The organism is Pannus brasiliensis CCIBt3594 (assembly GCF_036688125.1).
GTDB classification, from domain to species: Bacteria; Cyanobacteriota; Cyanobacteriia; order Cyanobacteriales; family Microcystaceae; genus Pannus; species Pannus brasiliensis.
On record NZ_JBAFSM010000001.1, the window covers coordinates 226,693 to 248,538 of the forward strand.

Sequence of the window (21,846 nt, forward strand, 5' to 3'; positions counted from 1 at the left end):
TATTATCTATTACCAAAGAAATAGAGGAGACCTGATACAATTGTCTGTCAGTCGTTTTTTGGGTAAAACCTTATGGGTCGCGCCAATAGAGTAGTTTTAGCGTATTCGGGTGGGGTCGATACCTCCGTCTGTATTCCCTATCTGAAAGAGGAATGGGGAGTGAAAGAAGTGATCACCCTCGCCGCGGATCTGGGGCAGGGGGATGAACTCGGCCCGATTCAGGAAAAAGCCCTACGCTGTGGGGCGATCGAATCCCTCGTCGTCGATGCTAAGGAGGAATTCGTCAAAGAATACGCGTTTCCGTCGATCCGTGCCAACGCGCTCTACGAAAATCGTTATCCTCTCTCCACCGCCCTCGCGCGTCCCCTGATCGCGAAATTACTGGTCGAGGCGGCGGAAAAATACGGCGCGGATGCCGTAGCCCACGGTTGTACGGGGAAAGGGAACGATCAGGTACGTTTCGACGTGGGGATCGCGGCGCTGAACCCGAATTTGAAAGTTCTCGCCCCCGCGCGCGAGTGGGGCATGAGTCGCGAACAGACGATCGCCTACGGGGAAAAATTCGGGGTCGAGTCGCCGGTGAAAAAATCCTCGCCCTTCAGTATCGATCGAAATCTTCTCGGACGCAGTATCGAGGCCGGTCCTCTGGAAGATCCGATGACGGAACCCCCGGAAGAGATCTATCTGATGACGAAAGCGATCGCCGATACTCCCAACGAACCGGAATACGTCGAGATCGGCTTTGAAACCGGGATTCCGGTCACTTTAAACGGTCAGGCTCTCGATCCGGTTACTTTAATCGGTCAATTAAACGAAGTGGTCGGTAAACACGGGGTCGGTCGTCTGGACATGATCGAGAATCGCGTCGTCGGCATCAAATCGCGGGAGATCTACGAGGCCCCCGCGCTGTTAGTCCTCATCGACGCGCACCGCGATCTGGAGAGTCTGACGCTAACGGGAGATGTCACCCAATACAAACGCGGCATCGAGGAAACCTACGGGCAATTGATCTATAAAGGTTTGTGGTATAGTCCGCTGAAAGAAGCGATCGACGCGTTTATTAACAAAACCCAAGAACAAGTGACCGGTCTGGTACGGGTGAAACTCTTCAAGGGTAACGCCCGGATCGTCGGTCGTCAGTCGATCAACTCGATCTACTCGCCGGATCTCGCCACCTACGGCGAGGAGGATCAATTCGATCACAAGGCCGCGGAAGGTTTCATCTACGTCTGGGGACTCCCCACGAAAGTCTGGGCGGAGAAAACCCGCGGGAAATAGTCAATAATCCCCGATTCCCCCATCGATCGCCCTTCGAGATCGGTGGGGGATTTTTTGTCGCGTTGGAACGCGGCCAGACGGGGCTATCTCTTCCGTGAGCGAGAGTCAAGGGATATTTTTTGTTAGAATCGATCGAACGCGCGATCGAAGTAGAATCCAAAAACGCTTAATTTGTCAATTAATATCATTTTTACAAAAAGTAAACTCTAGTTATTGTTTGACGGTCGATCAACAGGTTAAACGGTTATGTTAAAAAAATTAACTCTCAAAAACTGGAAAAGCTTTCAAGAAGCAGAACTCCCCATTGAATTCCTGACGATTTTAATCGGAACAAACGCTAGTGGAAAATCGAACGCGTTAGACGCTCTTGATTTTTTACAGCGTACCGCTCAAGGAAAAGATTTAGAATCGGCATTAGCTGGCGATCGTCAAACGGCTGGAATTCGAGGTGGTGTTGAATGGGTTTCTCTACAACCTTACGATCAATTTGCGCTGGAAGTTGTCGTGGGAACGGAAGACCCTTCTGTTGATTATTATTACTATATAGAGATTGAAAAAAGCCCGCAACTTCAAATTATTGAAGAATCACTAACAAAAATCACACCAAAAATCACACCCCCCCTAGATATATTTTTAACAAATCCCGTTTCTTGGAATAAACCTAGCATCCCAGTAATACTACATAATAGGGACGAGGAAAAACCTATAGAGATGCTCCGCTCGGTTTCCATTCTAAGCCAATTACAAAGATTACCGATCGATAACGGAGAAATTGTTAATGGAACTGCCAGAGTTTGCATCGCCCTTCGTGAAATCTTTATTTTAGATCCGATTCCCTCGAATATGCGAAACTACTCGCGATTAACCGAATCGCTTTATAGCGATGCGTCGAATATAGCGGGAGTCTTAGCGGCCTTGAAGAAAGATAAAAAAGAAGAAATCGAGAATCTTATTTCTAGCTATCTCACTCAGTTACCGGAGAGCGAGGTTAGTGGAGTATGGGCGGAAACCGTCGGTAAATTCAATTCGGATGCCATGCTATATTGCAATGAAAAATGGTCGAAAAACGATTTTCCAACGACGATCGATGCCAGAGCGATGTCTGACGGAACTTTACGATTTTTGGCTATATTAACCGCTTTGCTTACCCGTCCAGAAGGTAGTCAGATCGTGATTGAAGAAGTGGATAACGGTTTACATCCTTCTAGAGCTAGTCTGTTATTAAAAATGCTGATAGAAATTAGCGAACAACGTCAAATAGATGTTCTCGTTACCACTCATAATCCCGCTTTACTCGATGAACTGGATTTAGAACTCGTTCCTTCCGTGATTGTCGCTCATCGAGATCCGGAGACCGGATATAGTCAACTAATACGACTTGAAGATTTAAATAATTTACCGAAATTAATGGCCTCGGGTTCCTTGGGAAAAATTACTTCTAGAGGATTGCTGGAACAGAGTTTAAGCCAGACGAACCGAGGGAAAGAGGGATGAAAAAAGTATTAATCTTTGATACTTCAATCCTCTGCGTTTGGCTTCAAGTACCGGGGAAAGAAACTTGTGGTTCCGATGAGAATCGATGGGATTATCAAAAGGTTAAAGAAGTTATCGATCAAGAGGAAAAATCGGGTACAACCTTTATTCTTCCTTTAGCCGCTATCATCGAGACGGGAAATCATATCGCTCAAGCGTCTTCACAACGGTATGAAAAAGCTCTAAAATTAGCGGAATTGATGAAACTGGCCGCGGAGCAAACAACTCCTTGGGCGGCTTTCACGGAACAAGCGGAATTCTGGCAGGAAGATGGGCTGAAAAGGCTGGCGGAAGAATGGCCTAAATTAGCGAGTCAAGGGATAGCGATAGGAGACGCGACGATCAAAGATATCGCCGAATATTACCATCGTTTAGGAAATGAGGTAGAAATTTTAACGGGCGATCGAGGCTTAAAATCCTATCAACCGATCGTATCGGCCACTCGCCAGACAGGACGGAGTAGGCGACAGAAAAGGAATTAGAAAGCGCGAAATTTTAGCCGTTAACGCGTTCTTATCCCAAGGCCGACCAGACTTCTAACTTACTGACCACGCGACGGATCACCTCGTCGGTAAACTCGATCGAACTCATTTGACCGCCTAAATCCGGCGTTTTCTTGCCTTCGTGAATCGTTTCAAAAACACTCTCGTAAATCGCCCGCGAGGCCTGTCGCGCTTCCGGGGTGTCGATATAGCCCAATAACGCCGCACCCGCCAAGATCATGGCCATCGGATTGGCGATATTTTTGCCCTGTAGCGCGGGGGCCGTCCCGTGGGGGGCTTCCGCCATCACCGTTTTCACCTCGGACGTATTCTCGTCGAATCCCAGTACCAGACTTTCCGAACCCGCGATACTGCCGTAGAGTTGCAGGACGAAATCGGAGAGGAGATCCCCGTCACGGTTGAGGGCGGGAATTACCAGAGATTCGCCGTTAGTTTGCAAAAGTAGGGCGAAAGTCGCGTCGATTAGTAGCGGTTGATAACGCACCTCCGGGTGTCGTCGCGCGGCCGCGTCCAGTTCCTTTTTAAACATTCCCTCGTAGGTGGCGCTGACGGTGAATTTCGGGCCGCCGAATACCCGCGCGCCCGTTTTTTTCGCGTATTGAAAGGTGAACTCGGACACGGCGCGACTGATAGACCGGGAGATTCGCGAGGTACGGTAGGCGATCTCGTCCCCGGTTTCGGTCATTTCCCGCCATTCTTTCGCCCCGTAAGCGTCATCGACGGCCATACGGACGATCGCTATGGGCGCGTGAACTCCCCCGATCGGGCGAATATTGGGAATCCTACGCCCGATTCTCAGAATTACCTGAGAATTCATCGCTGTCCGTAAAATAGCGTTCGGACTGCCCACATCTCCGGCGGTTTCCGGGGTAATCGTGGCCGCTTTTAAGGCCAGTCCGGTTTTTAGGGTAGCGTTGGCCGCGTCGTGAACGATCTGATTGTTCGTCCGGCGCCGGTTTTCTAAACCGAGATCGAAATGCGCGAAATTGAGGGGCTGACGGATGACGGAGGGATCGAGTACCCGGAGGGATTCTAATAATAATTCCTCTCCCGTTTGATCTCCGTGCATGATCGCGATCGTCGGGATAGTTTCAGTCATATTTTTAGGAGTCGGGGGGCGAAGAAGGCAGGAGGCAGAAGGCAGGAGGTGAATCGCTATGTAGTAGGCGCGAGAATTCAGCGCGAATTTCTAAAAATCCAAAATTGATGTAGCGTTTCTTAATTCCATCCTACGCGGGAATCGCGCCCCGAATCCTTAAACTAGGTTGAAGATTGACGATTCAAAACGCGGAATATAGGGCGGAATAATCGGCTTCCGACCAACCCTGTTCGATCGCTTTCCGCAGGATCTCCCGGACTCCTTCAAGGGGAAACAGGGTGATATTCTCTTTGCCGGCTTCTTCGAGAAAAAGATTTACGTCTTTTAGTAGATGTTTGGTGGGGAAATTGGGGTTCTCGTAGTTGCGATCGAGCATTCGCGCCAGTTTTTTATCGAAGGTGGGCGCGTATAAAGCGCTCTGACGCAGGATCGCCATGAATTTCTCGATATCCACGTCCTGACGCTCTAAAAAGGCTAAACTCATCGCGAAAGCGCCGGTTAACGAGGCGATTAATTGATTGAGCGCTAATTTCACCGCCGAAGCCGTTCCCACTTCCCCGATCCACATCGGCTCGCTTCCGAAATGATTTAACAGACCCGACCATTTTTGAAACTGTGTCTCGGTGGAACCCACCATCACCAATAGTTTCCCCGTTTTCGCCTCGGGAATACTGCCTAAAACGGGCGCTTCTAGATATTCTCCCCCTTTCGCCGTCACCCGATCGAGAATCGCTTTACTTTCCGACGGCCCGATCGTTCCCATCTGGATTATCGTTCGATCGCTCAAAGAAGAATTCTCCGCGTTTAACCCGAGAACATCCTCGATCGCCGCCGCGTTGGTGAGCATCAGGACGAGGCAAGTAGAGGATTCGATCGCCTCGCGGGGATCGCCGGTAATTTCCGCCCCGATCTCCCGTAACGCGTTTAATTTCGCCGCGGTACGATTGTAGGCGATCGTCGGAACCCCCGCGGTCACTAATCGCTCGACCATCGGCGCGCCCATCAATCCCGTTCCCAAAAAGCCAACTTTCATCGAATTCTCCCCGTTTACCCTTCCATTTCCCGTATAAATCCGTAAGGCGGGTTAGCACCGCGTAACCCACCAAAAATACCGTAGAAGCGTAACCCACCGAAAAAACAATCCCCGTGACGGCAAAATTCACGGAGATTAGGTGCGGATCACTTTTTCATCCGGGTTTACCAGATGGGCTAGTTTCTGTTTGATCTGGGTATCGTACACTTCCCACTTGAGTTTGGCGTATTCGGAATTATTGTTGAAGCCGCCGAGGAAACCGATCGGGATCTCGAAACCGCCGGCCATGTAGCGACCGCCGCCGAAAAACCGTCCCTGTCCGTCCTGTCCGAAAGCCTCCTTGAGAAATTCATCGGGATCGAGGGTGAGTTTACTGGTGCGTAGGGAACCGATCACTAATTCGATCTCGTCGTCCTCGTCGTGAACGATCCCGTAGACGAGCGCGGTATGTACGTTTTCCTCGGTCACGAGAAAATCCGCCGCCTGGGGGATGGCATCGCGATCGTCGTAGCGGAGATAACCCACCCCGGCGATCGAGTAGTTATTCTGGAGTGTCCGATTTTTCAGGGCGCGCTCGATCACGTCCATAACCCGACGCGAGCGGGCCGATTGCAGGACCGCGTTCAGTAATTGCGCGTCGTAGAAACGACTGAGATAACCCGCCGCGATAAATTCTCCCTCCTGAGCCTGCATTAGTTGATTGGTGTCCGATCGCAGGCCGTGCATCAGGGCCGTGGCGCATTTAACGTGACTTGGCTCGCTGTTATTAAAGGGAATCAGACCTTTTTGGAAGTATTGGGTTAAAATCGTCGCCGTAGCCCGTATTTGCGGCCGTATATCGATAAATTCCGCGTCGATCTCCCCTTGCCTCGCGTGGTGATCGATAACGACGACGATCGGGATTTTCGCCTGTTTGATCAGCGGGAGTAACTGACAGTTGGTTCCCTGACTATCGACGAGAACGCATCCCTGATAGACCGAGAGATCGCGATCTTTGAGGGTTTGCACCCCCCAGCGTTTCGCGGGTAAGCCGGTGAGCTTGACGAGGGCGACATTTTCCTGGTGGGAGAGGGTTCCCGCGTAGACGATATCGCAGTGAATATCGAAGTGTTCGGCGATCAGTTGGTAGGCCCAGGCACTAGAGAGCGCGTCCGGATCGGGAAAATCCTGCATGACGACGATCTGATGCTCGCCACGATGGTGGTCTAACGTGCGGCGGAGTCGATCGACCAGCGAGGAGAGAAGCGCGTCGCCGGTTAACGTCGCGGGGGGTAGGGGACAGACCTCGGGGGTGAATTCGCTCGGCAGTAACTCGGTTTCGATAGGCTGGGCGGGAAGGGTAGTTAGTAGTTCAGCCGTCATTTTAAGGCGATTTCTGGTAGGTACTACGGTTATAAAGCTTTTAGTTAACCAATTCTAGACCATTTTCTCGGGGGAAAGGTTCAACTAAAAGATTAAGTTTTTCGGGGCCTGGATTATCTAGAGACGGAGTGGACGGGGTGATGTCTCGGTATACCCCGGCCGTCCGTCCTCGGTTTTCTCGCGTTCTTCCCTCACACTTTCACGACCCCCCACGATCGATTGTAAAGGATTTTTACGGGGTCGATCGAACCTCATTTTTTCGTGATAATCGGGTTCGGAGGGAGCGGGGAGTAGATTTATGGCAAAATTCGGTTTTCTCGGTGGATCGCGCTTCGCTAATCCCCCCTACGGTCTCGGCAAAATTCGGTTTTCTCGGTGGATCGCGCTTCGCTAATCCCCCCTACGGTCTCTGTTTCCGATCGTTCTCGATACCCGATCGAGCGAGGGTTTTCGAGAATCCATATCCCTGCCGAACTCGCGGCGCGGGGCGATCGGGGCGCTCGTCCCCGAATGGCTCGCTAAACGGTGTGTCCGAGGCGTAACGGTCAAGCGATCGTTCCCGTGAGCGGCGAACTGGCGCTCGCGTAGGTTTTCAGCGGCATCCGTCCCGCCCGGTAGGCCAAGCGTCCGGCCTCGGCCGCCATCGCCATCGCCCGGGCCATTTTCACCGGATCTTGCGCGAGGGCGATCGCGCTGTTAATCAGTAACGCGTCCGCGCCCATTTCCATCGCCCGCGCCGCTTCCGAGGGCGTACCGATGCCCGCGTCCACCACCACGGGAATTTTCGCCGATTCGATAATAATCGCGATATTCGCCTCGTTTTTAATGCCCTGTCCCGAACCGATCGGCGATCCGAGCGGCATCACCGTCGCGCACCCGATCTCTTCTAATCGTTTCGCCAGTAGGGGGTCGGCGTTGATGTAGGGAAGTACCGCGAACCCCTCTTTAACTAACTGTTCGGCCGCCTGTAGGGTCCCGATCGGATCGGGTAGGAGATATTTCGCGTCGGGAATCACTTCCAGCTTGATGAAATTATTGTCTTCCTGTCCTAACAATTTGGCCATTTCCCGGCCCAGACGCGCCACCCGGATCGCTTCCTCCGCGGTCTGACAGCCGGCGGTATTGGGGAGCATCCAGATCTTCGACCAATCGATCGCCTCCGCCAATCCCTCGTGACCGGGCGCGTTGGTCTGTACCCGGCGCACCGCCACGGTCACGATCTCGCAGGCGCTCGCCTCGATACTATCGCGGGTGGTCTGTAGATCGGGATATTTGCCCGTACCGGTCATCAACCGCGAGGAAAAGGTTTTCCCGGCGATCGTTAACGGGTCTCGCTCGATCGGCGCGGCAATAGGAGCGGACGGGGCGTTAGAGACGGTTACAGACATGGGGACGGCGGCTAAAGGTTTTCGGTAGAAGCGATCGGGGCGAAAATGCTCTAGGAGCGGATCGACCCTAGAAGATAGTATCAGATCGGCGATCCCGGAGGCTGTCGCGGGCGCGAGTAAAATTCCGTTACGATAGTGACCGATCGCCAGCACGAGATTCTCGGGGGAAGCGATACCCAACAGGGGCGATTCATCCGGGGTTCCCGGCCGGAATCCCCACCAGATCTCCTCGATCTCCCAGTCCGCGAGCGCGGGATAGAGGCGCGTGGCCCGATCGAGCAGGGTTTGCAGTCCCCGCGGCGTGTTTCCCGTCTGCCAACCGACATTTTCCGAGGTCGCGCCGATAATTAACCGTCCCTCTTGCCGCGGCACGAGATAGGTCTGCGGCCCGAAAATCACTCTCTGTAAGGGACTCACCCCGGCCGGCATTCTCACCGCCGCCATCTGACCTTTCACCGGATACACCGGGAGGGGTAACAATTGACTCGCCCAAGATCCCGCCGCGAGAACGTAGATTCCCGCCTCGATCTCTCCCCGCGAGGTCAGAAGGCTCTTGATTTTTCCCTGTTTTTGTTGGATCTCGCGAACCTCGATCCCCTCTTCTATTTTCACGCCCAATTTTTCGGCGGTTTTTTGCAGGGCGAGGAATAATTTCCGGTTGTCCACCTGACCGTCTTCGGGATACCACCACGCGCCGATCACCTCGTCGCCTAAGCCGGGTTGATAGTGGGGGAGGATCGATCGATCTAACCAGACGCGATCGCTATCCCCGATCGGGTCGGGCGCTTCATAGACGGGCGCGAGAATTCCACCCGGACGGTAGCCGGTCTCCAATCCGCTCACGTCTTCGAGTTTGCGTATCCATTCCGGGTACAGCCAGCGTGACTTTAAACAGAGGTCGAGTAGGGGGCCGGGCGGGATTCCCTCGGCGCGGGGGGCTAACATTCCGGCGGCCGCGCGCGTTGCGGCCTGACGGTTATTGCGGCTCAGTACGGTCACGCTCGCGCCCCGTAGCCGGAGATCGACGGCGATCGAGAGTCCGATAATCCCGCCGCCGATAATGAGAATTTCGCCGGTCGAATCCATGATTTTCTATTCTCGTCTATCTGTTAGCATTTTAACTCTCTAGCCGTCCGCCTAGAGATTTTGTACGGGAGGCGGTCGGTAGGAGACCGGAGGACGGAGGCGGGGGACGGGAGGAAAATACCGCATAATATCTTGAAAAATCACGGTTTAAAAACATATTTCGGTTCTTTCGGGATGTGAGGGGGGTAAGGTGGGGTACGTTTCGCGCTCCCCACCCTACGGTCTCTCCACTTTCTCGATCGAATGGAGTAAGGTATAGTCAATGACCGGTAAAGTTGTTATTTAATTCTGGAGAGAGATGCGCGCTTTTGTGACGGGAGGAACGGGATTTATCGGGGCGAATCTAGTACGATTATTGCTCGATCGAGGCTACGAGGTAAGGGCGTTAGTTCGTCCCGAAAGCGATTTACAAAATTTACGGGGATTAGAGATAGAATTAATCGAGGGACATTTGAACGATCCAGAGATCGATCTCTCCCTACGAGATTGCCCGGTTTTATTTCACGTTGCCGCCCATTATTCCCTCTGGCAAAAAGATCGGGAAAAACTCTACGAATCGAACGTTCTCGGGACTCGGAATCTTCTCGCGGCCGCGCGGAAAGCGGGAGTGGAACGGGTGGTGTATACCAGTTCCGTCGCGGCGATCGGCGTGGGAAAAGACGGGCGAAGTGTCGATGAAACCCATCAAAGTCCGGTAGAAAAATTAATCGGACATTATAAAAAATCGAAATATTACGCGGAACAAGAGGCGAAGGAAGCGATTCGATCGGGACAGGATATCGTCATCGTCAATCCTAGCACCCCGATCGGGCCTTTCGATAGCAAACCCACCCCGACGGGCGATATTATCCTCCGTTTCCTCCGTCGTCAGATGCCCGCTTACGTGAACACGGGATTGAATGTTATCGACGTTCGCGACGTGGCGATCGGACATTTATTAGCCCTAGAAAAAGGCAGAACGGGGGAACGATATATTCTAGGAAATCAAAATATGTCGTTAAAAGAATTACTAGAAGAATTGAGTGAGATCACGGGAATTCCCGCGCCGAAAATGTCGATTCCTGTCTGGATTCCCCAGATCGTCGCGTGGGTCGATGAAAAAATTCTCGCTCCTCTCGGAAAAACTCCCTCGGTCCCTCTCGACGGGGTGAGAATGTCGAAACAAAAAATGTATTACGATCCGTCGAAAGCGTTTCGGGAATTGGGTTTACCCCGATCGCCGATCTCGATCGCCTTACAAGACGCGGTAGATTGGTTCGATCGAGATTTACAACGTTAATAGTAGATAGATGTGAATAACTTTCGCCAGAGATCTATTAGGGAGAAGATGGTTTTTCCCGTTACTTTCCCGGAGATAGAAAACCCTTTCCGGAAACCTAGCGCCCGCGAACGGCTTCTATACGGGTAACAAGATCGAATGATAGGATCGAGAACGGTTCTCTAGTCCCCGCGGATAAACGATATGTCCAGCTTACTTCGAGACTTTTGGTACGTGGCCACCCCCTCGCACAAACTGAAACCCGGCCAACTGATCGGTAAGAAAATGCTCGGTGAACCGATTTTAGTCGGTAGACGCGCCGACGGGGAAGTGTTCGCCCTGCGGGATATCTGTCCCCACCGGGGAATCCCCCTCCATCACGGATGGATTGAAGGGGACGGGGTTTGCTGTTGCTATCACGGTTGGAAATTTAACACCGGTGACGGGAAATGTTCCGAAATCCCTTCTCTCACCGAACACGATACCCTCGATATCGGGAGAATCGGCGTGAGAAGCTATCCCTGTCGCGAGATTCAGGGACATATCTGGGTTTTTATCCCCTCCGAGACCAAAGGCGAGATTAATCCCGAGAATTTACCGCCCGTCCCGACGATTCCCGATTTCGGCAAAATGACCCCGAAAATCGCGGAAACCCTCGTTTTTAACTGTCATATCGACCACGCGGTTATCGGATTGATGGACCCCGCGCACGGCCCCTACGTGCATACTTCTTGGTGGTGGCGTAGCGGCCCGCGAAAATTCCGGGTGAAGGAAAAAACCTATGAACCCGTCCCGATGGGTTTCCGACTCGCGCCCTACGAGATGCCGGTCAGCGCGAAACCCTATAAACTGTTGGGAAATCAGGTTTCGATCGAGATCGTCTTCCAACTGCCCTCGGTGCGTACAGAAATACTACGGGGCGATCGACATCAAGCCTGCGCCTTTACCGCCATCACCCCGATCGACGAAAATCAATGCGAGGTTCATCAGAGTCTCTACTATACGATCCCGTGGCTCGCTCCTGTAACCCCACTCTTACGTTATCTCTCGATCCGTTTCCTCGATCAAGATCGCGACGTGGTGATCAAACAACAGGAGGGATTGAGTTACGATCCCGCGTTAATGTTGATCGATGATGCCGATACCCAGGCGAAATGGTATTTCCGATTGAAACAGGAATACGAGAGATCCCGCGCCGAAAATCGCGAGTTCGTCAATCCCGTCCAGACACGCGTGTTACGCTGGCGGAGTTGAAATTATAAAATAACTGTTATCGGTTATAGTTACCGCGGATCGATCGGGTCAACGCCGGCGATCGACGCTATCCTAGGAGAAACGGAAAGTAATCCCTCGCGATGTTCGATAATATTTGTAAATTTATCGCCGAAAACTTCTCCGAAGATCTAGCGACTTGGTTATTGGGTTCTCCCGTTTCTTTAACCGTCCTCGACCCGACGGAATTACAAGTAGAACCGATTCGCGCCGATTCTCTGATTTTCTTGCAATCCGAACAATTAGTTTTACATACCGAGTTTCAAACCGACCCCGACCCCGATATACCCTTCCGTATGCTCGATTATCGCGTCCGGGTCTACCGTCGTCATCCCCGAAAGCGAATGCGTCAGGTAGTCATTTATTTACGACGGAATAATTCCCCGCTAGTGCGAGAGAATAGTTTTCGACTGGAAGATACTTTCCATTCTTTTCAAGTCATCCGTCTTTGGGAACAAAATACGCCGCAATTTTTCGAGAATCCGGGCTTATTACCCTTCGCCGTACTCAGCGATACCGACGATCCGGAACAGGTTTTAAGTCAGGTCTCCCGTTCTAGAAAATCTACCGGAACAACGGGCGCGAAGCAATCTCGCCGCCGCCACCAGTATTCTCGCCGGGTTAGTATTGAATCGGGAGTCGATCGAAAAAATTCTTCGGAGTGACATTATGAGAGAATCCGTGATCTATCAAGATATTTTGGAGGAAGGCAGAGAGGAGGGCAGAGAGGAAGGCAGAGAGGAGGGTAAAGAAGAGAAAGCCCGACAAATCGCCCTGAAAATGCTATCCGCCGGTTTTTCGATTCAGGAGGTCGCCCGATTAACCGATTTATCCCCCGTAACTATCGAGGAATTACAATCGGGAGACGGGAGCGACAATAATTAAAGTTTTTAGCGGTAAAGGGCGGGGAGTTAGGAAAATTAGCGCTCTCTAGCTTGGTGGACGCGAACGGGTCGATCTCGGCTTGTCTAGGGTTCGATCGACGGGGTAAAATAAACGATCGAACCGCGAAACCCTTTTAATATCCCCTTTTCCCCATGACTTCCCTCGCGCCGCACAAGAAAGCTAGAGCCTTGAAACCGAATAGCCGTCGTCCCGCGAAAGAATTGTGTAGCGAGTGCGGGTTATGCGATACCTATTATGTTCATTATGTCAAGGAAGCTTGCGCGTTCCTAAACCAGCAGATCGCCGAATTAGAGGAAGAAGCGCACGGGAGAAGTCGAGATCTCGATAACGCGGACGATATTTACTTCGGAGTCCATCGATCGATGATGGCCGCGAAGAAAAAACAACCGATCGAGGGAGCGCAGTGGACCGGTATCGTTAGTTCGATCGCCTGCGAGATGCTCACCCGCGGCATGGTAGAGGGCGTTGTCTGTGTCAGTAATAGTTCGGAAGACCGTTTTCAACCCCGGCCGATTCTGGCGCGGACTACCGAGGAAATTCTGAGCGCTAGGGTGAATAAACCGACGCTCTCGCCCAATCTGTCGGTTTTAGAGGAGATCGAAAAATCGGGAATGAAACGGCTCTTGGTAATCGGGGTCGGCTGTCAGATCCAGGCTCTGCGATCGGTGGAAAAACAGTTAGGCTTAGAAAAACTCTACGTCTTGGGGACTCCCTGCGTCGATAACGTCACCCGCGAGGGATTGGATAAATTCCTGAAAACCACGAGTAAATCCCCGGATACGGTGGTTCATTACGAATTCATGCAGGATTTCCGCGTTCATTTCAAACACGAGGACGGATCGATCGAACTGGTTCCCTTCTTCGGTTTGAAAACGAACCAGTTAAAAGACGTGTTCGCGCCTTCCTGTATGACCTGTTTCGATTATGTCAACTCGCTCGCCGATCTGGTGGTAGGCTATATGGGCGCGCCTTTCGGCTGGCAGTGGATTGTCGTCCGCAACGAGACGGGAGAGGAGATGTTAGAGGTGGTGCGCGAGCAATTGCACACACAACCGGTGATGTCTAGCGGGGACAGAAAGCAAGCCGTACAAAATAGTATTCCCGCTTACGATAAAGGTGTCACCCTTCCCATGTGGGCCGCGAAAATGATGGGCGTGGTAATCGAGAAAATCGGCCCGAAGGGGTTAGAATACGCGCGTTTCTCGATCGATTCCCACTTTACCCGTAACTATCTCTACCTCAAACGCAACTATCCGGAAAAACTGAACGCGCAAGTTCCCGACTACGCGAAGAAAATCGTCGATCAGTATAAGTTACCGGAATAAAAGCCGGGAAAAAAATGAAGCTGAACGATATACACGGAATTTTTGCCCGCGATCCGCGAGATCCGGAGTATGCCGCTCTCTATCTCGACGACGCTCTCCGCGACGGTTCTCCGGAAGAATTTCTCCTCGCGCTGAAAAATATTCTCCGGGTTACGCGAGAAACCGATCTAGGGGAAGAAAATCTCGATCGAGAACTTTCGGAGTCTAGAAATCCTGATTTTTCGATCGTTTATCGGATAATTTCCGCTCTCGGATTCCAAATCTCGATCGCTCCCCCCGTATCTACCTCGCGAGTCTTCGCTAATCTACTTCGGGGGGAAATCGGCCGACCTCCCGTGTCGCTCGCTCGATCCGGACTGTGCCAAAAAAAAAACCGTCCGATCGGATGATCCGAAAGAGTGACCCCCGGCCTATTATAGAAACAGTTCAGGAATTGAACTAAGAAAAAGTGTGGTGTGAGGAAAAATTTGAAAAGCCTTTGGGGTCGAAACACGGACAGACTCCCAAGGGCTTTTCAATTTTAAGGATTGTTTACCATCGAATTCCAGGCGATCGGGCCGGCAACCGCACCGAGGATCGAGATGGCGATCGATCGCCAGTTTTTCAACTCGCCGATTTTCTCCGCGAGGTCGGGAATTTTATCGATCGACTTACTCCGCTCGTTAAAACCGTCGATTTTCGCCTCTAGAGTTTTTATCTCGCCTTTAAGCTCTACCTTATTAACCTCTACCGATTTAACGATTTCCGCTTGACCGACCTCTAACGCTTTTTGACCTTCCTGTAACGCTTTCACGTCTTGCTTGAGTTCTCCGATACTGTTCTCGATCGAGCTAAATCGGGAGATAATTAAATCTTCCAGCCTTTTGAGGTCATTTTCAGTAACGGCTGTCATTTGTTAGACTCCTAGTATTAGGTTTGATTTTTCTTCCCCCACCGATGTCCGTCGCGTGGGGGAATATCTTGATTATGGAGTCGATCACATTAATTCACCGCTTTCCTGTAGGGAATGGAGACGTTGATAGATTCCGGGACGGGTTAATAATTCCTCGTGATTACCCACCTCGACAACGCGACCGTTATCGAGAACGACGATTTTATCGGCCTCGCGAACGGTACTGAGACGGTGCGCGATGATAATGGTGGTACGGGTTCCGAGGATCGATCGCATCGCGAGTTGAATCGCTCTCTCCGACTCGTAATCGAGGCTAGAAGTGGCTTCATCGAACACCAACACATCGGGATCGGCGATCAACGCGCGCGCGATTCCTAAACGTTGCCGTTGTCCTCCCGAGAGACGGACACCCCTTTCCCCGACGATCGTCGCGTAACCGCGGGGTAATTCGTGGATAAACTCCTCGACACGGGCGATCTCGCAAGCTTCCCGCACTGTATCGAAGGAAACCGACGGATTTCCATAAGTTAGATTTTCCAAAACCGTCCCGTTAAAAACATCCACTTCCTGATGGACGATCGCCAAACGTTTCCGATACCAAGTAACATCCAGGGTACGGATATCCTCCCCGTCGATGAGAATTTTTCCCTCCGTCGGATCGAAATAACGGAAGAGTAATTTAACGAGCGTGGATTTTCCCGATCCCGATCGACCGACCAGGGCCACCGTCTGATAAGGTTCGATCAATAGGTTAATCTCCTGGAGAATTCTTCGATCCGCGTCATAGCCGAAACTCAAACGCGAGAATTCTACTTTCCCGGTAAAACGGTAGGGATTGCTTCGCGGGTGATCGACGAGAAGACTTCCCGCGTCCGTCCCGCTCGGTTGCTTCATGAACTCGTGGAGACGGATCATCGACGCGTACCGACGCGCGCAAATTTCCGCGGTTTGGGAGAGCGGTTCGAGTTCCGCGTAGGCCATACTGACGAGAGTATAGGTGGTGATGAAGTAGCCGATCGAGATCTCTCCCCGCACCGTCGCGAGCAGTGTTATCGCGAAAATCCCGAATAAACAGCCCTGAACGACGGTTTTCTGCCACGCGATCAAATCCACGTATCCCTTATGGATGCGATAGATCACGTAGTTTAATTCGCGGTTTAAACGCTCTTCCTGGCGATCGAATTCCTGTCCCTCGGTCGCGAAAGCTTTCACCGTCTTGATATTGGTGATAATCTCCGAAGTACGACTGTGGGTATTCTCCATGTGTTTGTCGAGAATTCTTTCTTTCCCCATCAAACGCCGGAGTTTCCGTAAACTGAAATAGAGAATTAACACGAAAGAAAGCAGGAAAGCTAAGGCGATTCGCCACTCGATAAACACGAGAATCACGAAAATCCCGAACACCCGGAATAACTTCGGGATCAAGATTCCCGATACTTCCGGATACGTCCAAGTATGCCCTTCAATCCCTTTCGCGATGCGGTTGGCGATACGTCCGGGGTTATTCTCGTCGTAGAAAGATAGGGGTAACGTGAGAATTTTAGCGACGATATTCCGTAAGTGATCCCGACGCGTGCGAAGGGCGATATCCCAGTGAAACCAAGCACCGATCCACGGTTGAACCGGCGCTTTGATCACCGTTGCCAGACAGATTAAACCCAACAATACGCCCAAACTAACCCATTTTTCCGGGAACGAGGGAGCGATCGCCATCGTTCGATCGACCAATAACCGAGCGAACCCGTCTAACGGCTGATTCGAGAGAAGGTTCAGAATCTGCCCGACCGCGTAGGGAACCATTAGATCGAGAAGTTCAAATACACTCGAAGCCCCAACACTCAAAAAGACGGCTTTTCGATAATTGCGGTAATATCCGAGTACATCCCGTAAAGAAGCCATGATCGCCCTATCATTGTTCAACAGTCAACGGAGGCAGAAGGCAGGAGGCAGGGGGAAACGGTCGCGTATTGACCTTTCCCAACTTCTTAACCTCGCGGCTTTCCACAATACAACCGTCTTCACGAATCTCGATTATACTACAATACTACAAAAGCTGGCGGACTTAAAAAATCGATTCCCAGAACCCTTATTAAATCTAAATTTCAAAACCAGAATATCGATCGAGCAAAAACCCGTATTACAAATCCCTCACCTCCCTCACCCCTCCTACCTCCCCCATCTCCCGACTCTCCCCATCCCCTGATAGGATGATTTGAGTGTAAAAAACGGGCCAGATCCATGACGAACCTAGAGATTCCGGATAACAGAACCCTCGATCGCATTCTAGACGTGACGCGCGCGGTCGGTCGCGGCGCGGCGAAAATCCTGCGATCGTACTACCGGGGGGAAAAGAATCTAACGGTGAACGAGGATAAAAAAGATGGCCCCGTGACCGCGGCGGATATCGCGGCGAATCACTATATTCTCGAAAAATTACAGGCCACCTTCGGCGAGGAAAAATTCGGCTATCTCAGCGAGGAAACCCATCAGGGCAGTGAACCGATCGCCGGCGATCTCGTCTGGATTATCGACCCCCTCGACGGAACGCGGGATTTTATCGAGAAAACGGGCGAATACGCGCTCCATATCGCCCTCTGTTATCAAGGAAGACCGATTATCGCCGTCGTCGCCGTTCCCGAAGCGGAAAAACTCTATTTCGCCGCGAAAGGACAGGGAACCCACGTCGAGGCCGCCGATGGAACCGTCACCCCGTTACAAGTTTCCCATCGGGAACGAATCGAAGATCTCTATCTCGTCGCCAGTCGAACCCATCGCGATCGCCGTTTCGACGCGTTATTAGCCCGTTTACCGTTTAAAGGACAGAATTACGTCGGTAGCGTCGGCTGTAAGATTTCCACCATCCTCGAACATCGATCCGATGTCTATATCTCCCTCTCCGGGAAATCCGCCGCGAAAGACTGGGATTTCGCCGCGCCGGAGTTGATTCTCACCGAAGCCGGCGGAAAATTCACCTATTTCGACGGGACTCCGGTTCGCTACAATCGCGGCGATGTCTGTCAGTGGGGTGGCATCATGGCGAGTAACGGTCACTGTCACGACGAATTATGTCGGATGGCGACGGAGATTTTGGAAGAGATCGATAGTAAAAGTTAAAAATTATGCTAAACGTATCTATTCTGCCCGTATCTGACGAAAATGGAGAGAAATCCTATCGCGCGATCGCCACCGGATAAATTCTCTACGGGCAAAACCGCGGGACAGGCACTCGACGCGTTAACCGCCCGGTTAGGAGAAACCGAATTCAGCGCCTTATTAGTTATCCGAAACTTTCAACCCGACTCGTTTTTTACAGCCGAACAACAGGAACGATTGTCAGAGTTGATGAGTTTGTGGCGATCGGCCAGAGATCGCGGACAAACTGTATCGCCCGAACAGCAAGCGGAACTAGATAAATTAGACTTCCTGCAAAAGTAAGGATCGAAAGTTAAATTCAACTAGAAACTTACGATTTCAAAAAAAAAGAGCGGAAAGTTCACGTCTTATACTTTTATACTCTCTTTAGTCCTCCTTTCTCCTCCTGACTCCTGACTCCTGACTCCTGGCTCCCGTCCCAACCAGAAATTTTTGATTTTTGCAGGAGGTCTATTAGTCGAGACGGAATTAAAAGCGGCCACGGCTAGAACGGAAAGGTTTATTTGAAAACCCCCGCTATCTCTAACGGGGGTTGACAGAATTAACTAAATGTATCTAGAACTTCGCGCCGCATTCCGGGCAGAACTTGTGAGTCGCCGGACTACTCGCGCCGCAACTGGGACAAGTAATCGATTGACACTCTCCCGAAAGATTCGCCGGTTTCGGTAAGCCGAGCATTCTCGCGTTACTCTGACCGGGCGCGACCATCGGGTAACAGTTCTCGTCGCGGCTAACGATCGCGTTCACCAACACCGGGCCGTCGTGGGCTAACATCTCGGCGATTTTCCCCGGCAGTTCCTCGCGGGTGCGGATGGTAATTCCCTTGATCCCGTAAGCCTGTGCCAGCAGTTCAAAATCCGGCGCGCCCGTTTCCATGTTGGAATTAGAATACCGCTCGCCGTAGAACGCTTCCTGCCACTGACGAACCATTCCCTGCCAACCGTTATTGACAATAATCGTCTTGGCATTAATCCCGAACTGCGTCAGCGTTCCCAACTCCTGTAAATTCATCTGGAAACTCGCGTCGCCACTGATACAGATAACCTCCTCGTTGGGAACCGCCACCTTCGCGCCCATCGCGGCCGGTAAACCGAAGCCCATCGTTCCCAGACCCGCGCTCGAAATCCAGCGACGCGGCCCGTTTTTGAGGAATTGCGCCGCCCACATCTGATGTTGACCCACATCGGTCGTGTAGTAAGCGTGGGGGGCTTGACGGCCCACCTCGACGATTACTTCCTGGGGCGAAAGTTTGCCCTCCGGACGGGGAACCTCTAACGGGTAATCGTGGCGCCAGCGATCGATCCGTTCCAACCAGGCCCGAGTTCTCTTGGCATCGGTCGGGTAATCCAACTCCCGCGCCTTGTGCAGTAACTGTTCGAGAACCTGACGCACATCGCCGACGATCGGTACATCCGGGGCGCGGTTTTTGCCCACTTCCGCCGGGTCGATATCGATGTGGATCACCTTCGCTCTCGTGGCGAACTCGTCCAGTTTACCCGTCACCCGGTCATCGAAACGAGCGCCCACCGCGATCAGCAGATCGCACTCGGTCACGGCGAAATTCGCGTAGGCGGTTCCGTGCATTCCCAGCATCCCCACCGAGAGCGCGTGGTGTTCGTCGAACGCGCCGATCCCCATCAAAGTCGTCGTCACTGGCAGTTGGAACCGTTCCGCGAACTCGGTGATCTGAGCGTGGGCGTTAGAAGCGATCGCCCCGCCCCCGACATACAGTAACGGTTTTTCCGCCACGTCGATCAGGTGTAGCGCGGCCTCGATCTGACGGTAATTTCCCTTGACGGTGGGACGGTAGCCCGCGAGTTTCACGTCACCGGGTTCGATCGGAACGTAATCGCATTCCTCCAAACCCACATCCTTCGGGATATCCACCAACACCGGCCCCGGCCGTCCCGTACCCGCGATATGGAACGCCTCGGCGATAATGCGGGCCACTTCCGACGCGCTCCGGGCGACGTAGGAATGTTTGACGACGGGAAGGGTGATCCCGTAAATATCCGTTTCCTGGAACGCGTCCGAACCGATCGCCGCCCGGCTGACCTGACCGGTAATAATCACCATCGGGATCGAATCCATGTGCGCGTTGGCGATCCCCGTGACGAGGTTGGTCGCCCCCGGCCCCGAGGTCCCGAAACAGACTCCCACTTTCCCGGTGGCGCGGGCGTAAGCGTCGGCGGCGTGAGCGGCGGCCTGTTCGTGCCGGACGAGGATGTGTTGCAGTTCCCCTCTCTGCTCGAAGCGATAGAGTTCGTCGTAAATCGGCAGGATCGCGCCCCCGGGATAACCGAAAATGTGCTTGACACCGTGACGCTTGAGGCTATCCATCAAGGCGTAAGCGCCGGTACAGCGCTGGGGAACCGTTGTAATGGTGGGGTTGGGTTTGGGAATAGAGGAAACCACAGGGCAAACCGTCCAATTTTCAGAGATAGGATGAAAGATAATTTTTGTCGCTTATGATGCAACAGTGATAGTGGCGAAACTGATACCTTTATTCATTTAGTGTATTGTATCTAACCTTTTTATACTAGCCCCGGTCCCGTGAAAAATCCCGCCCTTCCCTAGCGCGGGTCACGGTCATGGCAAGGATCGATCGCCGGTATCAGGGTCGATCGATCCCCTCTCCCATTTACGGATTTCTTGACAAAAGCGATCGAGGATGTATCGGCGGGAGGATCGATCGCTCCCGGCTAGATTTTTCACCGACCGCGGGTTTTACCAATCTTAAAATCGGGTATGTCGAGAATTGCGGCAGATAAATCGCGATATAAACGTTTTTTCGAGCGATTTGATCCCGTTCCTGTTTCTTGGTGGGTTACGCTTCGCTAACCCACCCTACGGCTCGCTTTTGGTTTATTGGTTCAGAACCTCTTTTTTCGTCTCGGTGGTGTTCGCTATTTCCCCGACCCGCCCGATCAGTTCATCGGGAACCCCGATCTCTTGTAGGGTTAACACCAGATCCTCGATCACCGCGTCGAAGTGTTCGCTCTGAAGTCCCATCTCTTCGACGAGACGCTTGTGGGCATTTCGTAGAGAACGCCCGTCGTAGCCCTCGCTACCGCCGAAAACGTAGGTTAGGAAAGCTTTTTGATGCCGTCTCTGCTTGGCCATGTCCACGTTGACGAAAAATCGATTGATCCGTTCGTCGTTGAGAACTCGATCGTAGAATTTATCGACCGCTAAATCAACCGCGTCTTTTCCACCCAATTGCTCGAATAAAGTAGCCATCGCTTGCCTCGACAGAACGATCAAACAATCTACATTGTACAAACCGAACCCCCTTACCCGTTGTTTTTTAATACTTTTCTCGCGATCGAATCCCGCCCATACCGAGGAATCGAGCCGTTAGCCCCCGTCGATCGTGGTAAAATGCCCCTTGGCTCAAAACGTACACAGAGATAGACCAGACCATGATTCGAGACATCTTCATGCCCGCCCTCAGTTCCACCATGACCGAAGGAAAAATCGTCTCCTGGGTAAAAGCCCCCGGCGATAAAGTCAGTAAGGGGGAAACGGTCTTAGTGGTCGAATCCGATAAAGCCGACATGGACGTGGAATCGTTTTATGATGGCTATCTCGCCGTGATCCTCGTCGAGGCGGGACAGGAAGCCCCCGTCGGCGAACCGATCGCCCTGATCGCCGAAACCGAGGCCGAGATCGAGACCGCCAAATCCCAGGCGAAAGCGCCCGCCGCCGCCGCGCCCGTAGCCACACCCGCGCCCGCGCCGACCGCCCCCGAACCCGTC

At 52.3% G+C, this 21,846-nt stretch carries 18 protein-coding genes and 1 pseudogene; 11 read left to right on the forward strand and 8 right to left on the reverse strand.

The features are described from left to right. The first annotated feature begins 72 nt into the window (after positions 1–72). The 3 genes from V0288_RS01155 to V0288_RS01165 all read left to right on the forward strand — a co-directional run bounded on the left by V0288_RS01155 (position 73) and on the right by V0288_RS01165 (position 3,293). The gene (locus V0288_RS01155) at positions 73–1,278 is read left to right on the forward strand and encodes an argininosuccinate synthase (protein WP_332863159.1); all 1,206 of its coding nucleotides are present in this window, start codon (positions 73–75) and stop codon (positions 1,276–1,278) included. A gap of 246 nt (positions 1,279–1,524) precedes the next feature. Further along, a complete protein-coding gene (locus tag V0288_RS01160) occupies positions 1,525–2,772 on the forward strand; it encodes an AAA family ATPase (protein ID WP_332863160.1) in 1,248 nt (415 codons plus the stop codon). Next, positions 2,769–3,293, forward strand: coding sequence for a hypothetical protein (locus V0288_RS01165; RefSeq protein WP_332863161.1), 525 nt, complete (start codon positions 2,769–2,771; stop codon positions 3,291–3,293). The genes V0288_RS01160 and V0288_RS01165 overlap by 4 nt, the downstream gene beginning before the upstream one ends. Before the next feature lie 31 nt (positions 3,294–3,324). On the opposite strand, the gene V0288_RS01170 is transcribed toward V0288_RS01165, so the two are convergent. From V0288_RS01170 to thiO, 4 genes are all read right to left on the reverse strand, one after another. After that, entirely contained in the window at positions 3,325–4,413 is a 1,089-nt protein-coding gene (locus tag V0288_RS01170; RefSeq protein ID WP_332863162.1) for an isocitrate/isopropylmalate family dehydrogenase, read from the reverse strand. 181 nt (positions 4,414–4,594) lie between these two features. Next, entirely contained in the window at positions 4,595–5,446 is an 852-nt protein-coding gene (locus tag V0288_RS01175) for an NAD(P)-dependent oxidoreductase (RefSeq protein WP_332863163.1), read from the reverse strand. Between the two features lie 135 nt (positions 5,447–5,581). Further along, entirely contained in the window at positions 5,582–6,808 is a 1,227-nt protein-coding gene (locus tag V0288_RS01180; protein ID WP_332863165.1) for a DHH family phosphoesterase, read from the reverse strand. A 545-nt stretch (positions 6,809–7,353) separates the two neighbouring features. Then, positions 7,354–9,282 carry a glycine oxidase ThiO gene (gene thiO / locus V0288_RS25025; RefSeq protein WP_422661857.1) on the reverse strand — a complete coding sequence of 643 codons (1,929 nt, stop codon included), beginning with the start codon at positions 9,280–9,282 and terminating at the stop codon, positions 7,354–7,356. Positions 9,283–9,580: 298 nt separating this feature from the next. On the opposite strand from thiO, the gene hpnA reads away from it, so the two are divergent. The 5 genes and pseudogenes from hpnA to V0288_RS25030 all read left to right on the forward strand — a co-directional run bounded on the left by hpnA (position 9,581) and on the right by V0288_RS25030 (position 14,432). Further along, a complete protein-coding gene (gene hpnA, locus V0288_RS01195; RefSeq protein ID WP_332863166.1) occupies positions 9,581–10,561 on the forward strand; it encodes a hopanoid-associated sugar epimerase in 981 nt (326 codons plus the stop codon). Positions 10,562–10,744: 183 nt separating this feature from the next. Beyond that, positions 10,745–11,794 (forward strand): Rieske 2Fe-2S domain-containing protein, encoded by a 1,050-nt coding sequence (locus V0288_RS01200; RefSeq protein WP_332863167.1) that lies wholly within the window; start codon positions 10,745–10,747, stop codon positions 11,792–11,794. Positions 11,795–11,895: 101 nt separating this feature from the next. After that, positions 11,896–12,697, forward strand: a pseudogene (locus V0288_RS01205) (Rpn family recombination-promoting nuclease/putative transposase). Between the two features lie 152 nt (positions 12,698–12,849). Then, positions 12,850–14,043 carry a Coenzyme F420 hydrogenase/dehydrogenase, beta subunit C-terminal domain gene (locus tag V0288_RS01215; RefSeq protein WP_332863169.1) on the forward strand — a complete coding sequence of 398 codons (1,194 nt, stop codon included), beginning with the start codon at positions 12,850–12,852 and terminating at the stop codon, positions 14,041–14,043. A gap of 14 nt (positions 14,044–14,057) precedes the next feature. Continuing rightward, positions 14,058–14,432 carry a helix-turn-helix domain-containing transcriptional regulator gene (locus tag V0288_RS25030; protein WP_422661858.1) on the forward strand — a complete coding sequence of 125 codons (375 nt, stop codon included), beginning with the start codon at positions 14,058–14,060 and terminating at the stop codon, positions 14,430–14,432. 131 nt (positions 14,433–14,563) lie between these two features. Here V0288_RS25030 and V0288_RS01220 read toward each other — a convergent pair whose 3' ends face one another. Beyond that, positions 14,564–14,935: a hypothetical protein gene (locus tag V0288_RS01220; protein ID WP_332863170.1), complete on the reverse strand. Its 372-nt coding sequence runs from the start codon at positions 14,933–14,935 to the stop codon at positions 14,564–14,566. Between the two features lie 84 nt (positions 14,936–15,019). Continuing rightward, positions 15,020–16,834, reverse strand: coding sequence for an ABC transporter ATP-binding protein (locus V0288_RS01225; protein WP_332863171.1), 1,815 nt, complete (start codon positions 16,832–16,834; stop codon positions 15,020–15,022). Between the two features lie 339 nt (positions 16,835–17,173). Here V0288_RS01225 and V0288_RS01230 point away from each other — a divergent pair, with 339 nt between their 5' ends. Together V0288_RS01230 and V0288_RS01235 are read left to right on the forward strand one after the other, a co-directional pair. Then, a complete protein-coding gene (locus V0288_RS01230; RefSeq protein WP_332863172.1) occupies positions 17,174–18,049 on the forward strand; it encodes a 3'(2'),5'-bisphosphate nucleotidase CysQ family protein in 876 nt (291 codons plus the stop codon). A gap of 42 nt (positions 18,050–18,091) precedes the next feature. Further along, positions 18,092–18,370: a hypothetical protein gene (locus tag V0288_RS01235; RefSeq protein WP_332863173.1), complete on the forward strand. Its 279-nt coding sequence runs from the start codon at positions 18,092–18,094 to the stop codon at positions 18,368–18,370. 273 nt (positions 18,371–18,643) lie between these two features. Here V0288_RS01235 and ilvB read toward each other — a convergent pair whose 3' ends face one another. Then, complete coding sequence (gene ilvB / locus V0288_RS01240; protein WP_332863174.1) at positions 18,644–20,503, reverse strand: biosynthetic-type acetolactate synthase large subunit; 1,860 nt, start codon at positions 20,501–20,503, stop codon at positions 18,644–18,646. Positions 20,504–20,953: 450 nt separating this feature from the next. After that, on the reverse strand, positions 20,954–21,328 hold the full coding sequence (locus V0288_RS01245; RefSeq protein ID WP_332863175.1) for a group I truncated hemoglobin: 375 nt from the start codon (positions 21,326–21,328) through the stop codon (positions 20,954–20,956). Positions 21,329–21,510: 182 nt separating this feature from the next. On the opposite strand from V0288_RS01245, the gene V0288_RS01250 reads away from it, so the two are divergent. Next, on the forward strand, positions 21,511–21,846 hold a 336-nt coding region (locus tag V0288_RS01250; RefSeq protein WP_332863176.1), incomplete at its 3' end, for a biotin/lipoyl-containing protein.